At 36.8% G+C, this 21,821-nt stretch carries 20 protein-coding genes; 14 read left to right on the top strand and 6 right to left on the bottom strand.

The features are described from left to right. Positions 1–19: 19 nt before the first annotated feature. The 4 genes from ACF3OC_RS03345 to ACF3OC_RS03330 all read left to right on the top strand — a co-directional run bounded on the left by ACF3OC_RS03345 (position 20) and on the right by ACF3OC_RS03330 (position 4,353). The gene (locus ACF3OC_RS03345) at positions 20–1,258 is read left to right on the top strand and encodes a glycosyltransferase (RefSeq protein WP_094280141.1); all 1,239 of its coding nucleotides are present in this window, start codon (positions 20–22) and stop codon (positions 1,256–1,258) included. An 85-nt stretch (positions 1,259–1,343) separates the two neighbouring features. Beyond that, a complete protein-coding gene (locus ACF3OC_RS03340; protein ID WP_094280142.1) occupies positions 1,344–2,156 on the top strand; it encodes a glycosyltransferase family 2 protein in 813 nt (270 codons plus the stop codon). Between the two features lies 1 nt (position 2,157). After that, a complete protein-coding gene (locus ACF3OC_RS03335; protein WP_094280143.1) occupies positions 2,158–2,982 on the top strand; it encodes a glycosyltransferase family 2 protein in 825 nt (274 codons plus the stop codon). A 78-nt stretch (positions 2,983–3,060) separates the two neighbouring features. After that, positions 3,061–4,353, top strand: a complete 1,293-nt coding sequence (locus ACF3OC_RS03330; RefSeq protein WP_179221425.1) for a glycosyltransferase — start codon at positions 3,061–3,063, stop codon at positions 4,351–4,353. A gap of 5 nt (positions 4,354–4,358) precedes the next feature. On the opposite strand, the gene ACF3OC_RS03325 is transcribed toward ACF3OC_RS03330, so the two are convergent. Together ACF3OC_RS03325 and ACF3OC_RS03320 are read right to left on the bottom strand one after the other, a co-directional pair. After that, on the bottom strand, positions 4,359–4,757 hold the full coding sequence (locus ACF3OC_RS03325) for a hypothetical protein (protein WP_392470895.1): 399 nt from the start codon (positions 4,755–4,757) through the stop codon (positions 4,359–4,361). A 273-nt stretch (positions 4,758–5,030) separates the two neighbouring features. Continuing rightward, on the bottom strand, positions 5,031–6,215 hold the full coding sequence (locus tag ACF3OC_RS03320; RefSeq protein WP_094280146.1) for a glycosyltransferase family 2 protein: 1,185 nt from the start codon (positions 6,213–6,215) through the stop codon (positions 5,031–5,033). A gap of 134 nt (positions 6,216–6,349) precedes the next feature. Here ACF3OC_RS03320 and ACF3OC_RS03315 point away from each other — a divergent pair, with 134 nt between their 5' ends. The 4 genes from ACF3OC_RS03315 to ACF3OC_RS03300 all read left to right on the top strand — a co-directional run bounded on the left by ACF3OC_RS03315 (position 6,350) and on the right by ACF3OC_RS03300 (position 11,071). Next, entirely contained in the window at positions 6,350–6,835 is a 486-nt protein-coding gene (locus ACF3OC_RS03315; protein WP_094280147.1) for a histidine phosphatase family protein, read from the top strand. Between the two features lie 21 nt (positions 6,836–6,856). Beyond that, positions 6,857–8,866, top strand: a complete 2,010-nt coding sequence (locus ACF3OC_RS03310; RefSeq protein ID WP_094280148.1) for a thioredoxin domain-containing protein — start codon at positions 6,857–6,859, stop codon at positions 8,864–8,866. Positions 8,867–8,886: 20 nt separating this feature from the next. Further along, positions 8,887–9,387, top strand: coding sequence for a peptidylprolyl isomerase (locus tag ACF3OC_RS03305; RefSeq protein ID WP_094255351.1), 501 nt, complete (start codon positions 8,887–8,889; stop codon positions 9,385–9,387). A gap of 214 nt (positions 9,388–9,601) precedes the next feature. After that, a complete protein-coding gene (locus tag ACF3OC_RS03300) occupies positions 9,602–11,071 on the top strand; it encodes a sulfatase (RefSeq protein WP_392470892.1) in 1,470 nt (489 codons plus the stop codon). 7 nt (positions 11,072–11,078) lie between these two features. Here the strand turns inward: ACF3OC_RS03300 and mnmD are convergent, their stop codons facing one another. Next, positions 11,079–11,744: a tRNA (5-methylaminomethyl-2-thiouridine)(34)-methyltransferase MnmD gene (mnmD, locus tag ACF3OC_RS03295; protein WP_094280150.1), complete on the bottom strand. Its 666-nt coding sequence runs from the start codon at positions 11,742–11,744 to the stop codon at positions 11,079–11,081. 60 nt (positions 11,745–11,804) lie between these two features. Between mnmD and ACF3OC_RS03290 the strand changes: the two genes are divergently transcribed. The 5 genes from ACF3OC_RS03290 to ACF3OC_RS03270 all read left to right on the top strand — a co-directional run bounded on the left by ACF3OC_RS03290 (position 11,805) and on the right by ACF3OC_RS03270 (position 18,742). Beyond that, the gene (locus ACF3OC_RS03290) at positions 11,805–13,037 is read left to right on the top strand and encodes a dicarboxylate/amino acid:cation symporter (RefSeq protein WP_094255354.1); all 1,233 of its coding nucleotides are present in this window, start codon (positions 11,805–11,807) and stop codon (positions 13,035–13,037) included. Between the two features lie 286 nt (positions 13,038–13,323). Then, the gene (locus tag ACF3OC_RS03285) at positions 13,324–13,743 is read left to right on the top strand and encodes a cytochrome c maturation protein CcmE (protein ID WP_094255355.1); all 420 of its coding nucleotides are present in this window, start codon (positions 13,324–13,326) and stop codon (positions 13,741–13,743) included. A 22-nt stretch (positions 13,744–13,765) separates the two neighbouring features. Beyond that, positions 13,766–16,237: a heme lyase CcmF/NrfE family subunit gene (locus ACF3OC_RS03280; protein ID WP_094280151.1), complete on the top strand. Its 2,472-nt coding sequence runs from the start codon at positions 13,766–13,768 to the stop codon at positions 16,235–16,237. Further along, a complete protein-coding gene (locus ACF3OC_RS03275; protein WP_094280152.1) occupies positions 16,237–17,010 on the top strand; it encodes a Rossmann-like and DUF2520 domain-containing protein in 774 nt (257 codons plus the stop codon). Before ACF3OC_RS03280 ends, ACF3OC_RS03275 begins: the two co-directional genes overlap by 1 nt. Positions 17,011–17,188: 178 nt before the next feature. Further along, positions 17,189–18,742, top strand: a complete 1,554-nt coding sequence (locus tag ACF3OC_RS03270) for an FMN-binding glutamate synthase family protein (protein WP_094255358.1) — start codon at positions 17,189–17,191, stop codon at positions 18,740–18,742. Between the two features lie 7 nt (positions 18,743–18,749). Here the strand turns inward: ACF3OC_RS03270 and ACF3OC_RS03265 are convergent, their stop codons facing one another. Then, a complete protein-coding gene (locus ACF3OC_RS03265) occupies positions 18,750–19,193 on the bottom strand; it encodes a MarR family winged helix-turn-helix transcriptional regulator (protein WP_094255359.1) in 444 nt (147 codons plus the stop codon). Positions 19,194–19,384: 191 nt separating this feature from the next. On the opposite strand from ACF3OC_RS03265, the gene ACF3OC_RS03260 reads away from it, so the two are divergent. Further along, positions 19,385–19,828: a hypothetical protein gene (locus tag ACF3OC_RS03260; protein WP_094255360.1), complete on the top strand. Its 444-nt coding sequence runs from the start codon at positions 19,385–19,387 to the stop codon at positions 19,826–19,828. 58 nt (positions 19,829–19,886) lie between these two features. On the opposite strand, the gene ACF3OC_RS03255 is transcribed toward ACF3OC_RS03260, so the two are convergent. Together ACF3OC_RS03255 and ACF3OC_RS03250 are read right to left on the bottom strand one after the other, a co-directional pair. Then, positions 19,887–20,663 carry an amidohydrolase gene (locus ACF3OC_RS03255; protein ID WP_094280153.1) on the bottom strand — a complete coding sequence of 259 codons (777 nt, stop codon included), beginning with the start codon at positions 20,661–20,663 and terminating at the stop codon, positions 19,887–19,889. Positions 20,664–20,732: 69 nt separating this feature from the next. Then, entirely contained in the window at positions 20,733–21,710 is a 978-nt protein-coding gene (locus tag ACF3OC_RS03250; RefSeq protein WP_182498127.1) for a polyprenyl synthetase family protein, read from the bottom strand. Between the last annotated feature and the right edge of the window lie 111 nt (positions 21,711–21,821).

Raw genomic sequence — 21,821 nt, 5'->3', positions numbered from 1 at the left:
GAAATACGTTTAACATAATATGGAAAAAATCTGTTTTTTAGTTTGTCAATACGGGAAAGAAGTAAATGGAGGGGCTGAATATCATTGCAAAATGCTTGCTGAGCGACTAGTAAATGATTATGAGGTGGATGTTTTGACAAGCAAAACAATCAATTACAATACTTTTGAGCCATATTATAAGGATAATCGGGAAAACCTTAATGGTGTAAATGTATTGAGGTTTGACTGTAAGCCATTTGATGCCAAGGAACATAATATTTGGCGTAAGAAAACTAAATTTTCAAGAAAGGTAAGGAGGAATTTATTTCGATTGGGTCTTTTAGAATCAGTTGCAAATATGAATCCGGTATGGAATTTAGGGATTGAAAATGAAGAAAACCTACTTAAAAGCCATGGTTTCTATTCAAAAGATCTCTTAGATTATTTAGAAACGCATAATGAAGAATATAAGGCAATAATTTTGTTCTCTTATGTTTATCCGCATACTGTTTTTGGAGCTAGAATTGCCCCAGAAAAAACATTGTTGATTCCAACAGTACACAATGAGGGCGATGTATTTCGTTCTGTTCACACCCATGTATTTACGAGTGTAAAGCATATTGGATTCAATACGGAAGAGGAGCACCAGTTAAGCCTTAAGATATTTGGGAACAAAATGTCTGAAAATAGTATTCTCGCAGTTGGCGTTGAGACTGATTTTGAAAATGAGGTCCAATTAGCGGAATTAAAAGAAAAGTTCAATTTACCTGAGCGATATATACATTATTTTGGACGCGTTTGCGGGTCAAAAATGGATAAATTGATTCCTTGGTTTATTTCTTACAAAGAGAAATATCCCTCAGATCTAAAACTAGTCTTAACGGGGAGATTGTTTCAAGAGAAAATCGAACATCCGGACATCATTTACACGGGATTTGTGACGGATGAAGAGAAAGTATCATTGATTAAAAATGCGACTTTAATTGTTAACCCTTCAAGGAATGAAAGTTTATCATTACTTCTACTGGAGGCAATGGATCTCGGAAAGACAGTATTGGTAAATAGTAAATCAGATGTTTTGCTTGGCCATTCCATCAAGAGCGAAGGAGCAACGGAGGCCTATATGAGTGAGAAAGATTTTCATCAGAAAATACATAAATATATTTCAGATCCAACACTTATAGAATTGAACAGGGCCAGAGCAAAGGAATATGTTCAAAGAAATTATTCCTGGCCGTTGATCATGGGCAGATTAAAGAAATTGATTGAAGCTATGTAAATCTTTAGCTAGATAGAAATCAAAAATATATTTTAACAATTAGACAAGAATATATATAATTGAAATATTATATGCTAAAGAATTTATGAAGATAAAGGACTGTTCGCTTATTGTTGCTACCTATAATTGGCCGGGGGCACTGAATCTATGCTTAAAAAGCATTCTAGAGCAGAGCATCCTTCCAAAGGAAGTAATTATTGCTGACGATGGTTCTACGAATGAAACAAAAGAATTAATTGAATCCATTCGAGGCAGCTTTCCTATTCCCATCAAACATTTATGGCAAGAGGATCACGGTTTTAGAAAATCGATGATTCTAAATCAATGCTTTGCGGTCGCAGCATATGAATATCTCATTCAGATCGATGGAGATGTCTTTCTGCATAAAGATTTTATTCGTGACCACCTAAAAGCTGCTCGTCCGAATTATCTTTTGCAAGGTAGTCGTGTGATGTTGAGTGATGAGTATTCCAAGAAGTTAATCGAAGAAAACAATGTACATCCCAAATTACTCGGTGGAGGTAATAAAAGAATTGAAAATGGCATTAGATTCCCTCTCTTGTCAAATTTTCTTTTGAACAGATATAAGAATTCATTTCCAGTTTATTATGCTAGAGGCGCCAACATGTCTTTTTGGCGAAAGGATATCTTTGCTGTGAATGGTTATAATGAAGCGTATGAAGGTTGGGGTCATGAGGATAGTGATTTAACTTTACGGATGATGAATACTGGGGTAAAAAAATCAGTCATTAAATTTGCTGCAATTGTCTACCATCTTTATCATCCGGAGAAAAAGAACAATAATCAAGAGGCGCGAAATAAGGAAATCATGGAACAGACTCAAAAAGATAATATTACTTGGGTTGATAGTGGAATAGACAAATATTTAAACAATTAGAATGAGTGATTTATCGAAAAGACCGAATACTGTAGCCATTATGGTTTCTACATACAATTGGCCAGAAGCACTGGAAAGATGTGTGCAAACCATACTAGCCCAAGATAGATTACCCGATGAGATTTTAATTGCAGATGACGGATCTGGAGAAGCTACAAAACAGGCCGTAGAAAGATTAAAATCACTTTCTAAACTTCCCATTCATCACATCTGGCATCCAGATGAAGGATTTCGTTTGAGCGTGATAAGAAATAAAGCGATTGAAGCCGCACAGTCTGAATATATTATACAAATTGACGGAGATATCCTATTAGACCCTCATTTTATTTCAGACCATCTGTCCTTAATTGAACCGAATGCATTTCTATGTGGAAGTAGAGTTTGGGTAGACCAAGAACAGAGTAAAGAATTGTTGGAACAAAAAGGGACCATAAAAGTTGATAGGAGTAAATTTCCGTTATCTTTTATTCTAAATAGCATGCGTTCTGGTTTTCTTTCTAGATTTTTGGCTGATAGATACAAAAAAAATCAACCTAAGATCTTGAGGGGATGCAATATGTCTTTTTGGAAAAGCGACCTTATAAAGGTTAATGGATATAATGAAAGCATTCAAGGATGGGGGTCAGAAGATTCTGAAATGGCTTTTAGGTTGATGAATAGTGGAGTTAAGAAGCGATTTTTAAAATTTGCTGCCGTTGCATATCATCTCTATCACAAAGAAAACAACAAAGATAATCTTGCAAAAAATGACCTCATACTAGAAGAAACCATTGATCAGAAGAAAACATGGACTGATTTTGGCATCAAAAAAGACTCAAAATCTTAAAAAAGTTTATCCAGATTGTAGCAATTTGAATTTTTAGGCGTTAACAATTAGAGATGGATTAGATTTCTACAGATGCCGATGAAAGAACTTGCTATAAATATTATTGGGTATATAAATAAACAATTTGGTCTTGGTGAAGGCACTAGAGCAAATATTAGAGCACTAAGAGCAGCCAATATTTCCACATGTATTAATGAATTCAATCATAATATTAATAAGGAAATTCTAGATCAAGAACATCAGGAAGTAGATGTTTTGAGCAACCAAAATTCTCATCCAATTAATATTGTCCAATTAAACTTTGATAAATTAACCTCATTCATTGAGAATTATTCGGATACTTATCTCAAAGGAAAGTATAATATTGGGTTTTGGGTTTGGGAACTGGAAAGATTTCCAGAGGTAGCTCATGTGTATTTTGACTTATTTGATGAAATATGGACGCCAAGCAATTATTCAGCAGAGTCCATCAGTTTATATTCCCCCATTCCTGTAATCAATATTCCACATTCTATTGAAATATTAAATGTGCCTCATGATAGAGATTATTTTGATTTAAGTCAGGATAATTACTATTTCCTTACCATTTTTGATTACAACAGCTCTATAGAAAGAAAAAATCCAATCGGTGTAATAGACGCCTATGAACTGGCCTTTGGAAAAAACCATCCTACCGTTAAGTTGGTTATCAAAGCATCTGAAAGACCAAACTTTGAATCTGAAAAACAGTTAATTGATTCAAGATTATCGGAAAACGCATCAATTATATATATTGAAAAAACATTAACCAGAGAAGAAATTCATAGTTTGATCAAACAATGTGATTGTTTCATTTCATTACACAGATCTGAAGGGTTTGGGCTAACCATGGCTGAAGCCATGTATCTGAACATACCTGTCATTGCGACCGACTATTCAGGTAATAAGGATTTTATGAACACCAATAATGGATTTCTTGTTAAGTACAAGCTGGTATCTGCCGAACTTTACAACAAATTCAGCAGTGCGGAGGATATGTGGGCTGAACCTGATATTGAGGACGCTGCAGAAAAAATGAAGTTTGTTTTCCATAATCCAATGGAAGCAAACAAATTAGCATCAAGAGGCAATAAGGATATACAAGAAAGAAATAGTCCAGAATATATCGGTGCAAAAATGAGGGCCCGTTTAAATTTCATTCAAAACAACCTTCTCAAAAAAGGATCAGATAAAGATTTGTTGCAAGAAATTTCAAAACAAAAAATAGAAATTTCTTTATTGAATGATAAGTTGGAATCGATTAAAAATCTGCCTTACATACAAATGAAAGTCAAATTCAAAAATTTCAAAAATCGATATTTGGGAAAAGATAAAAAGTACATTTGGGAATAAAAACCCTAAAAGATTTTATCATAATAGGCATTTTGTTGCTCTTGTTTATTTATCTCTTTTTTATGAATAATAGCAAACTCATACCCTTTACCTTTTAACCGTCCCATTTTTTTATAACCGGTCAAAACCTCATGAACTTTATTGCGCCACTTAATTGGATAATCGGTTTTGAGCTTTATTATCCTTGCCTGCCAGTCTGGATAGTTAATATATCCATCTTCATTTAGTTTCCAGTTCCATTTTTTGAGATGTTCTTCTGTAATTCCTTCTACAGTATTAATCCTTGGAACATTGAAACAATCGTATTTAGACTTTAACGCGAGGTAACCTGGCAACTTTTCAACAAGCGAATCTGGCAACATTTCATCGGCATCAATTTGAAACAGATATTCGCACTTTGCCAATGTTATTAACTGATTTTTAAATGTAGCAAAATCTCCATTTAAATTTGACTCTGCCTTAATTATCTTATTTCCACAATTACTTAGAATTTCGGAAACGCCCTCATCTCTTTTCGTTACATCTTGTAAAACTACGATTTCATCTTTTTGTCTAATTCTTGGAATTAAAAATCCAATAATTTTTTGATTTCCAATCGTTCATTACATACAGTAATTGCATATGTGATGGAAGGACGCTTGCCAATTAAATATGAAAATATAGACACTAGGATAAATTTATTTTTGATTAACAACTATTGGAAAATTCTTTTCCAAAGATCGAAAATTATTTATTTTTCCAGAAATATTCCCTGTCTTAATTTTCGAATAATCTTTAAATAGGCTTTTGATGAACTTTTTTGATTTTATTTCATTTCTTGCAATTATATCAGATAAGTCTTTTATCCGCAAGTAATCCTTCTCTATCAGTTTTCCTTCATCCAAATAGATTATTACATCATGTTTCTGGAGTTTATTTTTTGATTCCAATCTTTCACTTAAATCAATTTTTGTGGTTGTTTGATATTTATCCACATAACTTTTTTTATCAAGATCAGAATATATTTTCGCGAAAAAAGGTTCAATTTCAAACATTCCATCGACAGTTGCATTTTCGACAACGGCAACTAGGTCATATGCCTTTTTAAAAGAGCCATTGGGATGGCATCTCCATTTTCTGAAAAAATTCTTAAAACTCAATTCCTCAATAGCTTTTGTCCTTTTTTCAAATTCCTTGGAATACCTAGAAGTTTTGCTGACAAAATGATAACCAATAGCTTTTGGTACAACAATAAACCTTGCATTTTGAAGATAAAACCGCATTATAAGGTCCGAGTCTTCATAAAACATTGGATAAAACAAAGTATCAAGCCCCCCCATCTCAATTAACCATTGTCTCTCGACGCATATAAAGAAACTTTCATCATTGGTTTCAAAAGGATTTTCTTGCTTATGAGCCTCTTCTTCAACATACTTATCAAAGCCTTCCACATCAAAGCTCATTATATCATTTCCAAAATCAATATTTGTTTTCCAATCTCTTTTATCACCTGCAAAAATTGGTGGCTCCACAAGCGAATAGAAGAGCACAGCATCCTTTTGCCATGATTTCACCAATTCCTCCAAAAATCCCTTACCAATTATGATATCATTATGCAGATAGCTAATTAGTTCTGAAGTAGATATTTCAACTCCTTTATTATAAGTGTGAGATAGTGACTTGGAATCTTCGGAATAATAATATTTTAAATTCTTATCATTTAAACTATCCAACCACTCATGGGTTCCATCGGTACTACCATAACTGACAAATACCACTTCGACCTCTTTATATAATTCGCGTAATCTTTTGTAGAATGACTGAGTGTAGTCTAAATTATTTTTTAATCCTACTATTAGCGATATTTTTTTTTCAAAATCCATTTTACTTATTAACCAGTACCACTATTTTCAACGAAGTTAATAAACATCTGTCAAAATACTATTTCTTAACAATTTCAGAACGATTTATTAATTATTAAATTTTTATCTTGTATACCTTACAAGCTAATAATATCATGAATACACTATACCTTATCAGGCACGCTAAAGCAGAGGAACATACTTTTACGAAAGATGATTTTGACAGAGATTTACAGAAGAAAGGTCGTGATAGAGCACATCGCATTGCAGAAGAGCTAAAGAAAACGCTTCAAATTGATGATAAAACCCTAGTGATTTCCTCCACAGCAAACCGCGCTATTCAAACTGCTGAGATATTTTGTGAGGTATTAAATTATCCGAAGGATACAATCCAACAAACGAGGGAAATTTATGAAGCCCACTTTATGGATATTCTCAAGGTTATCAATACTGTAGCTGACAAATATGATACTTTATTAGTATTTGGACATAATCCGGGACTTTCGAATTTAACGAACTATTTAAGTCATTCGGAGATCGAACTAGCGACTTCAAATGCTTCTATATTGCAGTTGGAAGATGATTTATCCTTTGAAATGCTTGCTGGCGGAACTGCAAAGCTGGTAGGGATTTTAAAATAATAGTTTTTACCTTCGTATGTTATGGCAAACAAACTACAAGGTGAAAACTCCCCCTATTTAAAGCAACATGAACATAATCCTGTCCATTGGTTTCCATGGTCAGAAGAGGCATTGAGTAAGGCAAAGGCTGAGAATAAATTAATCATTGTCAGCATTGGTTATTCAGCATGCCATTGGTGTCATGTCATGGAAAGGGAAAGCTTCGAAAACAATGCTATTGCTCAAACCATGAATAAGTTCTTTGTATCAATAAAAGTTGATCGTGAGGAACGACCTGATATTGATCAGATATACATGATAGCAGTACAACTGATGACGAATTCAGGAGGTTGGCCATTGAATTGTATTTGTTTACCAGATGGAAGGCCTATCTATGGTGGAACTTATTTCAAACCTCAGGATTGGCAGCAGGTTTTGTTACAAATAGCCCAAATGTGGGAAGAAAAACCTGAAGTTGCTATAGAATATGCTGAACGCCTTACCCAAGGCATTAAACAAGCCGAAAAACTCCCTATTCAAAGTATTCCCGAACAATATAAATTAGAAGATATCCTTCAAGTTGTAGAACCCTGGAAAGAACAATTTGATGGTAAAAATGGTGGATATTTCCGTGAACCTAAGTTTCCATTGCCAAACAATTGGATATTCTTCCTACGCTATGGCTTTCTTAATCATGATCAAGAAGTTTTAAACCATGTCCACTTCACTTTAGAAAAAATGGCTAATGGCGGCATTTATGATCAAATAGGCGGCGGATTTGCGAGATATTCAGTAGATGGCAGTTGGCATGTTCCTCATTTTGAGAAGATGCTTTATGATAATGGACAATTACTGAGTTTATATAGCGAAGCATATCAGAACAGACCTTCTATCTTGTATAAAAATGTCGTAGAAGAAACTATTGCATGGGCTGAACGGGAAATGTTAGATTCGAACGGCGGTTTCTATTCTGCCCTTGATGCTGATTCGGAAGGTGTGGAAGGAAAATTCTACACTTTTGAAGATCAAGAATTCGATTTCCTAGGTGAAGATGCAGAACTGGCTCGGAATTATTTCAACATCAAAAAAAGTGGTAACTGGACCGAGGAGCAAATCAATATTCCATTTGTTAGTTCAGAAGATCAGGAACTCATAAAAGAGGCTGGATATACTGAAGAAGAATGGCAAAGCCATTTAAAAGAGATCAAAGCAAAGTTGTTAAACTACCGTAGTAAGAGAATTCGTCCGGGCTTAGATCATAAACAATTAACGACATGGAATTCTCTTTTTTTAAAAGGGCTGGTTGATGCCTATCGAACCTTCAATAATAATCACTATTTGGACTTGGCAAAAGGTGTTGCAGGATTCATCGAAGAGCTTTGTTGCCAAAATGGCAGACTTCTTCACCAGCCGTCAGATAAGAATAGAACAATTTTCGGATTTTTGGATGATTATGCATTTACCATCGAAGCTTATATTGCATTATACGAAGCTACCTTTGAGGAGGAATGGTTGAATAAAGCAAAATCCTATTCAGAGTTAGCAATAGAGCAGTTTTTTGATTCCGAGGAAGGTATTTTCTATTATAGTGCTGCAGACGCTGAAGTATTAATTGCTCGCAAAAGTGAGATTATGGACAATGTAATCCCTGCTTCATCATCGACTTTCGTTCGTTGTTTATTTAAACTCGGCGTATTATTTGATAATAGTAGGTACACGGAAATTGCAGAGAGAGTTTTTGCAAACGTATTTCCACATATTAAATCTTATGGTTCGGCTTATTCAAATTGGGCAATCCAACTATTAGAATTACATTTTGGGCTTTGGGAAATCGCTATCACGGGCGAGGATGCCAAGAGCTGGCGAGAGGAACTCGATCAATATTATATTCCTAACAAAATCACTTTGGGAGGAACAAAAAGCAGTCTTCCTTTGTTAGAGCATAAAAACCCTGCGGATGCCAAAGCATACCTTTGTCAGAATAAGACTTGTAGTCTTCCGCAGTCATCAATATCAAATATTATAGAATTAATAAATAATAAACAGGGATAGGTTCCCACAATCTAATCAGAATGGCAGTAGAAAACAACAATGTAGTAACATTGAATTACGTACTTCATACAATTGAAGATAACGGTGAAAAAACATTTGTAGAGCAAACAACAACTGAAAATCCTTTAACATTTTTATATGGTGTAGGCATGATGCTTCCTAAATTTGAAGAAAATATTGCTGGTTTAGCTGCTGGTGATAAAAAATCATTCGAATTAGAGGCTGCTGATGCTTATGGCGAACGCGATGAGCGTGCAATTGCACAATTACCGGCAGACATGTTTAAAGAAACTGGTCTTCCTCCAGTAGGTGAAGTTCTTCCATTACAAGACAACCAAGGAAATCAATTCCGCGCTGTAGTAGTAGAAGTAACTCCTGAGGCAGTTGTTGCTGACTTAAACCACCCAATGGCTGGAAAGAAATTAAACTTCGATATCGAAATCTTAAATACTCGTGAAGCAACTCCTGAAGAATTATCTCATGGTCATGCTCATGGTGCAGATGGTAACGAAGGTCACTAAGAAACACTACACAACAACAAAAAAGGTCGCTGAGGAATATCCTCAGCGACCTTTTTTTATTAGCTCCAAAAGAACTTAATAAAAAGCAGTTCTCCACTACCCCTCCGTTTTAAAAACTAACACTCCATTTCATTTACTGTTTTTCTTAATATTAAACTCCAAATTACAGATGTCAGCTGTCTTTTTTTTATATTAGTTCAAATTCCTAAACCTTATGAATATCAAACTTTCACTATTTCTGATCTTTAGTGTCCTGTTAAATACTGCCTTTGCGCAAAAGAACACCTCCAAACCCAATATTATCCTTGTTTTTATGGATGACCTTGGATATGGTGATCTTGGAGTAACAGGGGCATTAGGTTATCAGACAGCAACGCTGGATAAAATGGCGAATAAGGGAATTCGGTTTACCAATTTCTTGGTTCCCCAAGCTGTTTGTTCTGCTTCAAGGTCAGCATTGTTAACTGGAAATTATCCGAACAGAATGGGAATCAGTGGAGCATTTATGCCAAAAACCGGAGTGGGACTTAATCCAGATGAGGTTACCATGGCGGAAATGCTTAAAAGCAAAGGCTATGCGACACAAATAATAGGGAAATGGCATTTAGGAAGTGAACCGGAATTTCTACCCACCAAGCAAGGCTTTGACTCCTATTATGGAATCCCTTATTCAAACGATATGTGGCCAGTAGGATTTGATGGAAAGCCAGCAAAACCAGATAGTTATGTAGCAAAATATCCTGTATTACCTTTATTGAAAATAAAAGAAGGTCAAAATATTCCGGATACCGTAATGAAAATAAACAACCTGGAAGATCAAGCTTTACTAACAGAAGCCTATACCAAGGAAGCGATTGATTTCATCAAAAACAACAAGAAGAAACCTTTCTTTTTATACCTGGCGCATAGCATGACGCATGTTCCTATTGCAGCTTCCAAAAAGTTCCGAGGAACCTCCGAGCAAGGACTCTTTGGCGATGTTATGCATGAAATCGATGATTCCATGCGACAAATCTTGGAAACTCTAAAAGCAAATGGATTGAGCGACAATAGCATCGTAATCTTCACAAGTGATAATGGTCCTTGGCTTAACTTCGGAAATCATAATGGCTCTTCAGGGGGATTTAGAGAAGGGAAAGGAGCCAGTTGGGAAGGTGGTCAACGCGTGCCTTGTATCGTTTATTGGCCAAGTAAAATCAAAGAAGGTCGAATCAATAACAACCTGACAAGTAGCATAGATATTTTTGCAACCATCGCAGAAATCACCAATTACTCTGAACATCCCAATCAAATTGATGGCATTAGTTTCCTTTCACAAATTAATGATCCGAAAGCTGAAGCATCCAGAAAATCAATGTATTACTACTATAACCAAAATGATTTAGAGGCCGTTCGTTTTGAAAACTGGAAGTTAGTTTTTCCTCACAAATCGAGATCCTATGAAGGAGTGCTTCCCGGAAATGACGGTTTTGGGGGTAAATACAACGAACTTGAAGTTAAAACCATGGAACTCTATGACCTTCGTCGAGATCCAGGAGAACGATATAATGTCATTGAGCAAAATCCGGAAATCTTGGAGAAGTTATTGGAAATCGCAGATGAGGCTCGCAAGGATCTAGGTGATAATTTAACGAAATCAGAAGGTCAAAATCGCAGACCTTTAGGTCGGATTATTAAGAATTAACAGCATTTTAAAGCTTGGTTGCTCTCAACATTTCACGTTTCCCGGGAGCACCAGGCGCTTTTTCAATCGTGAAGCCGATGGCCTTCATCGCTCTTTTCAAGTTCCCCGTAATCGCATAAGTCACAAATACCCCTCCTGGCTTTAAGAACTGACACACATGAGCCAAAGTCTCAGGAGTCCACATCTCAGGTTGGTGTATCTCTGCAAAGGCATCAAAATAGATCACATCGAAGCGTTGCTCCGTCGTGAAATCCATTACTTTCTGATGAGCAATCGTTAAGTGAATCTTTTCACCCATATCAACTTGAGAATCGATAGCTTTCGAGTAATTCTGAACGAAATTATCCCAAACTTGCTGCGAAACATATTGATCATATTCAGATTGCTGGATCAAATTCTCAGCTAAAGGAAAAGCTTCGATGCCAACATAATTTACTTCAATATCGTTTTTAGAACAGTAATCAGCGGTCATCAAGAAATTCAAGCCTGTTCCAAAACCAATCTCTAAAACAGCTGCCGACTGGCTAGACTCCTTTTCTAACCAAAAACGCAATCCCGTATTTAAAAAAACATGAATACTTTCCTGATGGGCACCATGTTTGGAATGATAGTGTTCACCAACCTCTGCATGATACAAAGTTTTTGAGCCATCTGCTGTTTTAACGAATTCCATTATATATTTTTGGCAAATCTAAAATAAAAACAAGTATTTTAGCTTGAACAAATTACTTAAATGAAAGAAATTTTAAAAAATTACGGAAGTATCATCTTACTTCTAATAGGTATTACCATCGGTAGTCTTGTTGGAATATTCCTACCTCAAATGGTAGATTTCCTAAAGCCCATTGGTGATATTTTCTTAAATCTACTCTTCGTTTCAGTCATCCCGCTTTTGTTTTTTGCGATTTCCTCCTCCATTGCGAATATTGAGGATAGCAATAAATTAGGTAAAACCATTGGGGTTATGACAGCGGTTTTTATAGGAACTATTGTCATTGCAGCAGTAGCAACAATCGCCGGTTTATGGGCATTCCCGGTAACAGCGATTTCCGATGGTTCTGCTGTGAATGAAGCTCTTTCCACAAATGCTAATGAAACCTGGGGCGACCGTATCGTTCGTTTCTTGACAGTTGATGAGTTTGCTAACCTACTTTCCAGAAAAAATATCCTTGCGTTCGTCATCTTCGCATTGCTTGTTGGAACTGCAACCCGTAAATCAGGAGAAATGGGCAAGCAGTTTACAGCTTTCCTGAATGCAGGGAATAAGGTGATGGAAAACCTACTTATTCTAGTAATGAAAGCTGGACCAATTGGTTTAGGAGCTTATTTTGCTTATCAGGTTAAAACTTTGGGACCTGAGTTATTCGGTTTCTATGCAAAACCTTTAGGTTTCTATTATGGCTTTGGAATCGTATTTTTCCTGGTATTCTTCAGCATTTATGCCTTTGTTGCCAAAGGATCCTCTGGTGTAAAATCTTACTGGAAACATAATATATCGCCATCATTAACTGCAATCAGTACCTGTAGTAGCTTAGCAACTTTACCAGCTAATCTAATTGCATCCAACCGAATTGGTATCCCCAAAGAAATCTCATCAATCGTAGTTCCATTGGGAAATACCTTGTATAAAAATGGTTCAGCCATATCATCCATCCTTAAAATCTATGTAGCTTTCTCAATCCTAGGTTGGGATTTCTTCGAACCTTCTACATTGATTACCGCGGTGGGTATTACGGTTTTGGTTTCGATGGTTGCCGGAGGTATTCCTAACGGAGGATTTATCGGAGAAATGTTGATGATTTCAATCTATGGAATTCCAAACGAAGCCGTTCCATCCATCTTGATTATTGGGGCTTTGGTTGACCCATTAGCAACAGTTTTAAATGCTACTGGAGATACAGTTGCTGCTATGTTGGTTACCAGATTCTCCGGGGAGAAGTTTAATCCGGAACAGGCTGAAGCATAACGACAAAAAGAAACAACTAATGTTAAGAAGCTCCTTCAAACTATCTGATTTGAAGGAGCTTCTTAATTTGAATCACTAATATTACAATCCTTTTACAGTCAACATCCAGTAAGACAAACTGAAACGATTTGAATAAAAACCCATAACACACTAATAAACAACGTTATACCATATTAATTCACTGTTAACTAGAACCATTCTAAATAATTCAATTTCTTTGTTAAATTCATTGCTTGCCCTAGTATTTCGTAATTTTGCATTTGGTTAATATTATATTCACAAAGAGATGAAGAAAAGTTCGATCATTTTAATTGTAATTATAGCGATAGCTATTGCGATGATACTTGTGATCTATACCGATTCTAGTACATATTCGACATTTACGGAAGCGAAGGAAAAGAATACAGAATTGTATGTGGTAGGTGTTTTGAATAAAGAAAAAGACTTGCATTATGATCCTGTAAAGGACGCAAATCATTTTTCCTTTTACATGTTTGATAACGACAGTACGGAATGTCAGGTTGTATTTAAGGGTTCCAAACCACAGGATATCGAAAGATCCGAGCAAATCGTATTGACCGGAAAAATGGAAGGCAAAGTTTTCCATGCCAGCAAGATTTTGATGAAATGTCCTTCAAAATACAATCAAGATCAGATGGAAGTTATTGAATCTTCCGCGGCCCCGGCTACAGCATCAGTAAATTAAGAATCCTATATCTCAATATTTTATGGACGTAAATTACGTTGGAGAAAATCTACTTCCAGGTCAAATTGGACAGTTTTTCGTAGTCCTTTCATTTGGAGCAGCATTATTATCCTTCATTTCCTATTTCTTTGCATCTCAATACCCTGAAGAAAAATCTTGGAAACAATTAGGGCGCATTGGTTTTTGGTTAAACGCCTTATCCATCGTCGTAATTGGTGCCACCCTATTTTATATCATTTACAATCACTTATTTGTTTACCATTACGCTTGGGCCCATTCATCAATGACCCTTCCTACGCATTATATCATCTCATCATTTTGGGAAGGTCAAGAAGGAAGTTTCTGGTTATGGATGTTCTGGCAAGTTGTAATGGGCTCCATATTAGTATTCAAAGCAAAAAGCTGGGAAAGCCCAGTAATGACCTTTGTCATGCTCTGTCAACTCTTCCTGGCATCCATGCTTTTAGGAGTTGAAATATTGGGATCTCGTATTGGTAGTTCACCGTTTATTCTTCTCAGAGACGCTATGGATTGGCCGATCTTAAAAGATCCGAACTACCTATCCATGATAAAAGACGGTCGTGGTCTTAACCCTTTATTACAGAATTACTGGATGGTTATCCACCCTCCAACTCTATTCTTGGGCTTTGCATCCATGATTGTTCCTTTCGCATACGCTGCTGCCGGATTATGGCAAAAACGTTATAAAGAATGGATTAATCCAGGATTACCTTGGGCTCTCTTTGCTGTGATGATCCTCGGCGCAGGTATTATCATGGGGTCTTTCTGGGCGTATGAAGCATTGAACTTTGGTGGTTTCTGGGCATGGGACCCTGTTGAAAACGTTTCAATTATCCCTTGGTTAACCTTGATCGCAGCTGTACACGTGATGGTAGCTTTTAAGAATACTGGCCATGCATATTTCACCTCCGTATTCTTGGCTCTAATCAGCTTCGTATTGGTGATCTATGCCTCATACCTTACCCGTAGTGGTATCCTTGGTGAAACCTCTGTACACTCCTTCACCAGCTTAGGAATGTCCGGACAGTTGATCTTGTTCAATGTGGTCTTCCTACTGATCATGATTGGCCTATTGGTATGGAGAAGAAAAGACATGCCGAGCACGAAAAAAGAAGAAGAAATCTACTCTCGTGAATTCTGGTTGTTTATCGGAGCATTGGTTCTTACCGTTGCTTGTGTTCAAATGATTGCAACGACTTCCATTCCGGTGTTCAATGCGTTATTTGGAACCAAAGTCGCTCCTCCAGTTGACCCTATTCCACACTACAACAAATGGCAAGGTGCCTTTGCCGTAGTGGTAATGTTATTAACAGCATTTACGCAATTCCTGAAATACAAACGTACAGACAGCAAAAAATTCTGGGCAGCAACCATAGCTTCTTTTGTTTTTGCACTGATTATCTCTGCTATCATCGTTTATTTCACAAATATCTATACCAATATCATGTTCATCCTGATTACATTCACTTCGGTTTTCTGTATTCTGGTTAACTTGAGAATATTAGGAGATTCATTCAAAGGAAAATGGCGTTTAGCGGGTTCTGCAGTATCACACATCGGTTTTGGTTTATTATTGATCGGTGCATTAATCGCCGCTGCTACCAACGAGGTTGTATCGGTAAACAGCAGTAATTACATTGCTGTTGCGGGATTTGATCAAGTAGAAAAACCTGGTGACAACCTATTCCTTACAGAAGGTGAACCTGTAGACATGGGTAAATACAAAATCACCTATATCGGTGACTCCGTAGCTAAGCCCAATGTTTATTATAAGATCAAATATGACGAGATAGATGAAGAAACTGGAAACACCAAAAATTCATTTATCTTAAAACCATTTGCTCAAAACAACCCACAAATGGGTGGATTGATTGGTACTCCAGGTACAAAACACTTCCTAACTCATGATATCTACACGATTATTACGGCCGCTGCTTCTGATTCGCAGAAACCTGCTGAACATAATCCTGAAGAAGGTGGAAGTGCTGGTTTCGAAGATTATGAAGAACCTGCGACTTATGAAGTTAATGTGGGTGATACCCTACGCTATAGAAATGGATTCTATGTTATTCAAGGCATCAACAAGGATGCTAAGCTTGAAAACATGCCAAAAGCTGATGATGACATCCTAGTTGGGATGAAAATCAAGGTTGTTTCCAAAGAAGGAAAAGAATTCCCTGTTGAACCGATCTTCTTAATCAAAGGTGGTAATACCTTCGATTTCTATAAAGATGTTGAAGAACAAGGATTACGCTTCAGATTCACGAAGATTATGCCTGAGAAAAACAAATTGGAATTGATGGCTTATCAAAAACCATTACCTGAAAAGAAATGGGTGGTATTTAAGGCAATCAAATTCCCTTACATCAACTTCTTCTGGTGTGGTACCATCGTGATGACGATTGGATTTGGAATGGCAATCTACCGTCGTGTTAAAGACAATAAAAATAAAGAAGATAAAATAGCAGCATAATGAATATTGTCCTCATTGGTAGTGGAAATATTGCTACCCATTTAGGGAAAGCTTTCGCAAATGCAGGACATCATATTGCTCAAGTATATAGTAGAACATTAGCCAATGCCGACGCATTGGCTAATGTTTTATCTGCGCAGGCCATTGATAACCTCGATAACCTCATTTCAGATGCTGACTTGTATTTATTGGCTGTTTCTGACTCAGCATTACTTGAGTTAGCAGGAAAACTACCTAGCCAACTAAATGGAATTATTGCTCATTGCTCAGGGGCGACCAATATTTCCATTCTTCAACACTTTCGGAATCATGGTGTCATCTATCCGGTACAGAGTTTTTCAAAAAGCAAAGCTCTGGACTTGAGCCATACTCCTTTTGGAATCGAAGGAAATCAGCCTGAAGTCTTACAAAAACTTTCTGCGCTAGCCCAGCAACTTTCCGACAAAGTATTCCCGTGTGACAGTTCCCAGCGATTGGCGCTTCATGTTTCTGCGGTATTTGCTAATAACTTCAGCAATGCTCTTTTCCAAGTATCATATGAACTGTTGCAGGAGCACAACTTATCCTTTGATTTGATTCGCCCGATTATTCAGGAAACGGCAGAAAAAACACAAAATCACGAACCTAGCCAGGTTCAGACAGGTCCAGCAGTCCGAAATGACCAAACTACCATGTTGACGCATTTCAACTTTCTTAGTCCCCATCCTGATTGGCAACTTATTTACCAAAAAATATCGGACCTTATTATAAAAACAAGAGAGAATAAATCATAAAATTATCAATTCACTAAATCTTTAAACTTCTCACTAATTTTTTCATAATCCCCCCTGAACTTGCTAATTTTGCATCCAAATAACCGGTTACAGGGTTCTCGTTCCTTTTATGGCACATTTATGGCGGAACCTAAACTGTGGTAATAAATTATAATAAGTTTAGCATAATATTTACATCATGCAAGTAAGAAAACTCATCCTAGGGATTATTATTTTAATCAACTTAATAATTATCTCTTTTGGTGTCATCTTTACTCCTAAATGGTTTTGGTTATTAATTATACCTTTCCCATTATTAGTAATCGCATTATATCACAGTTTCCAAACGAAACATGCGATTTTGAGAAACTACCCTCTTGTTGGATACTTCCGTTATTTCTTGGAATCTATCCGTCCTGAATTAAGACAATACTTCTGGGAATCAGATACAGATGGTAGACCTTTCAACAGACGTCAACGTTCCATCGTTTACCAACGTGCGAAAAACCAACGCGAGACCGTTGCATTCGGTATGCAGAGTGATCCACAGGCGGTCGGTAATGAATGGGCGGCTCACAGTATTTTCCCCGTTCATATTGAAGACCATAATCTTCGTACCACGGTCGGAAATGCTGCTTGTAAGCAACCTTATAGCTTAAGTGTATTCAATATCTCAGCGATGAGTTATGGTGCCTTGAGCCGCACAGCAATCACGGCATTGAACAAAGGTGCTGCCCTTCAAAATTTTGCTCATAACACCGGTGAAGGTGGTATCTCACAATACCATATCAATGGTGGTGACTTAATTTGGCAGGTAGGTACTGGATATTTCGGTTGTAGAGATGAAAACGGATATTTTGAACCGAATCTTTTCCGTGAAAAATCAACTCGCCCTTATGTAAAAATGATTGAGTTGAAGTTATCACAAGGTGCAAAACCTGGTCATGGTGGTATTCTTCCTGCAGCGAAAAACACGCCAGAGGTTGCTGCTATTCGTCACGTTGTTCCTGGAACCGACGTTATGTCTCCTCCAGCACACAGCTCTTTCAAAACACCAGTAGAGATGATGAACTTCATCCAAAAATTACGCGAGCTTTCAGACTATAAACCTGTAGGTTTCAAATTATGTATTGGTGATAAACAAGAATTTATCGAGATCTGTCAAGCAATGCAAGAAACGCAAATTATGCCTGACTTCATCTCTATCGATGGATCTGAAGGTGGTACAGGTGCTGCTCCATTGGAGTTCACTGACAACTTGGGTATGCCATTGTATGATGCACTTGCTTTCGTTACTACGACCTTAATCAATTTTGGATTAAAGAAACATATCAAAATCATCGTTTCCAGCCGTATTGTAACAGGATTTGATATCCTTAAAGTTATTGCTTTAGGAGCAGATGCTTGTTATAGTGCTCGTGGAATGATGTTCGCATTAGGATGTATCCAAGCCTTGAAATGTAATGAGGACGTATGTCCGGTAGGTGTTGCCACCCAACAACCGCACCTTTACAAAGGATTAAACGTGGATGATAAATATGTTCGTGTAGCACAATTCCACCGTAATACCCTACGTGCGACCGTAGAAATCATGGAAGCCTGTGGTTTCAATAGCCTAGATGAGGTTAATGCTGACAAATTCTTCCGTAAGGTAGATAGTCAGAATACCTTAAGCTTCCAAGATATATACTTTAAAAATACAGGTAAGTTGGTAAATAACCGTAGCGATTTCGCTCCGGAGGTTTTTGATTAAGCCAGTCTTACTTTAAGTTATTAAAAACTATCTCTAGTAGTTGTTGAGCCTGTTGCATAGAAGTTCTATCAACACCTCTCAATGCTTCAGAGATAGTTTTTTCTGCTTGTTGCATACACTTATCCTTGATTTTATGCCCCTGTGCAGTCAAATAGATCTGATTAGCACGCTTATCTCCCGAACTACATACGCGAACCAATAGTTTTTGTTTTTCAAGGTTGGAGATCAATCTGGAGACACTAGGTTTGTCCCGAAAGGTTAATTTTGCAATCTCTTGTTGGCTCAGCCCTTCAGACTCCCATAGGAAGTACAAAACACTCCACTGCTCTGCTGTAATATGAAGTCCACTATCCTTAAAGTTTCTTTGCAATCGTCTGCCAATTGCTGTAGAAACTCTCCCCGTTAAGAATGAATAGAATTCACTTGCATAATAAATTTCATTTGTCATCATGTCAGGTTAATATGGTAAAAAGTTGTTGATGCAATTAAATAATTAATTACGGTATTTACAAATTTATTTATCAATGTTTAATAACATCGAAAAAGATTAGGCAAAAATTAATAGAATCATAAAAAATAGATTATTTTCTGAATGTTTCCAAAAAGGATAAACTTTCAATAAAAAACCTTATTTTTATAGATATGGATAATCCAATTTTAATCATTCTCATCATTATTGGTAGTGTAATCTACAAGATTTATCAAGGCTACCAAGAAGAGCAAGAAAAAGCTAAAAAAAGGATGGAACAGCTTAAAAAGCAGCTCCAAACAGAGAATCCATTCAAAACACCACCTGCTGAAGTTCCTCAACCCGCAAAAGCAAAGCCTGTTCAAAAGCCTACCTTGGTATCTCATCAAAAGCCCGTTGAAATCTATTCAGATGTTCCAACTTATGATGAAGTGGAAATGGTAAGACAACGAAAATTAGAACAACAAAGACGTGCTGCCGAAAAAAGATTGAAAGAGGAAAGACAAAAGGCACAAAGTAAGCCAATGGAGGTTGAATCGCTAGATGTGGTCCATCATTTCAACTTACGCCAAGCTATAATCCAACAAGCAGTCCTGGAAAGACCTTATAAGGATTAATCGCCCATTCTGATTCCATATGGCTTAGGAATCAATTTTCCATCCTATTGTTTTAGAACTATAAGAATTTAAATTGGTCTTGATCTTTCAAGAAAGGAAATTGCTCTCTACTTTCTTCCAAATCTTTAGGATTTAATGTAAATGTATACAAGTCCTCATCTTCAGGTTTATAATAAACGACATCGCCATTCGGAGAGATACACATAGAACCTCCAGAGTAATATACTTCCTTCCCATCATGCCCTACTCGGTTTACTCCAATCACAAATGCTTGATTTTCGATTGCTCTCGCAGGAATCAATGCTCGCCAATGTGCTGAACGCTTATCTGGCCAACTAGCCGTATAAACCATCAGGTCATAAGCGCCATTTTGATTTCTAGACCAAGTTGGGAATCTCAGGTCATAACAAATCATTGGACAGATTTTCCAACCTTTCAATTGAAAAATTATCCTGGATTGACCCGAAGTGAAAACTTTATCCTCCCCAACCATCGAAAATAAATGCCGTTTATCGTAGTGTACAAAACTCCCGTCTGGAGACATCCATACAAAACGATTGAAATATTTACTATCTTCTTCTATTATTAATGAACCAGCAACCACACATTCAAATTTCTTCGCAGTTTCAAACAACCAATGCATGGTTTTTCCATTCATAGGCTCAGCACATTTTTCCACATTGGTCGTGAATCCTGTGTTGAACATTTCAGGTAAAATAATCAGATCTGTTTTTTCACGCAACGAAGATAACCTCAAACCTAAATTTTGAAGGTTTTTATCGACATTCTCCCAAAATAGGTATGCTTGAAATATGGTAATTTTTAATGGCTCCATTAACGTCCTTAGCTCTGTTTATTTTATACTGTTTTCACCAAATTATAAAAATCCTAGGACTTTTCATAATTAGCGCGTGCGATGCATCAAGGTATCTGCTAATTTCTTCAATTCTTCTTTCTGCGATTCAGGAACGGCAATTTCATCCAATTTATTGTAAGCCAGGTCCATAAATCGCAACTTAATTTCCTCAGCATAGCCATCAATATTAAATTGGGCATAAAGATTTTTCATGCGGCTAACTTTTTCGGTATCTAAAATTGAATCCGATTGAATCAACTCCTCAAATTCTACGCGAGCATCGGAGTCAATTAATTGCTCTGTCTTTATCCTTAAGTAGGTCTTTTTATTGCATAATATATCACCTCCTACTTGCTTGCCGAAGGTATTGGGGTCTCCGTAAACATCTAGATAATCGTCCTGAAGCTGAAAGGCAATGCCCAGGTTTACTCCAAAATCATATATCAACTTCTGTTGATTTGCATCTGCATGTGCCAATATTGCGCCCATTTGCAATGCTCCACCCAACAGTACCGAAGTCTTCAGACGGATCATGTTTAAATAGTCATCCTCCGAAACATGTGCAGTCTTCTCAAAATCCATATCCAACTGCTGACCTTCACAGACTTCCAAGGCTATTTTGCTGAAAACCTGCAGTAAATCAGGAATGCGGTCTGCTGGACTTTTCCCTAATTCCTGATAAGCTTTAACCAAAAGTGCATCTCCAGATAGAATCGCCACATTATCATTCCATTTTTGATGAACCGTCGCCTGTCCTCTTCTCAAAGGTGCACGGTCCATGATATCATCATGAATCAAAGAGAAATTATGAAAATATTCAATGGCAATACTCGCCGGAACAACCTCTTCAAGGTTCTCCTTGCCAAATAACTTCGCGCCCATCAATACCAACATAGGCCTGATTCGCTTACCAGCTAAGGAAAGAATATACTTTATCGGATCGTATAAATCGGCAGGTTGTTTCGGGAATTCAGCATTTTGAATGTACTCACCAATCAACTTACCATAGGGATGCTGTTCAAACATAATCTTGTAAAATTAGCACGAAGATAAGAAATTGAGGTGGAATAGCTCCACCTTATGGATTTGATTTTAGCCATTTACTATGTAAATTGCAAGGAAATTCTAGAGATCTAT

This window comes from Sphingobacterium cellulitidis, assembly GCF_043187465.1.
Lineage (GTDB): Bacteria > Bacteroidota > Bacteroidia > Sphingobacteriales > Sphingobacteriaceae > Sphingobacterium > Sphingobacterium cellulitidis.
Note: the sequence above shows the minus strand (reverse complement) of the source record. Positions and strands in the feature narration are given on the sequence as shown.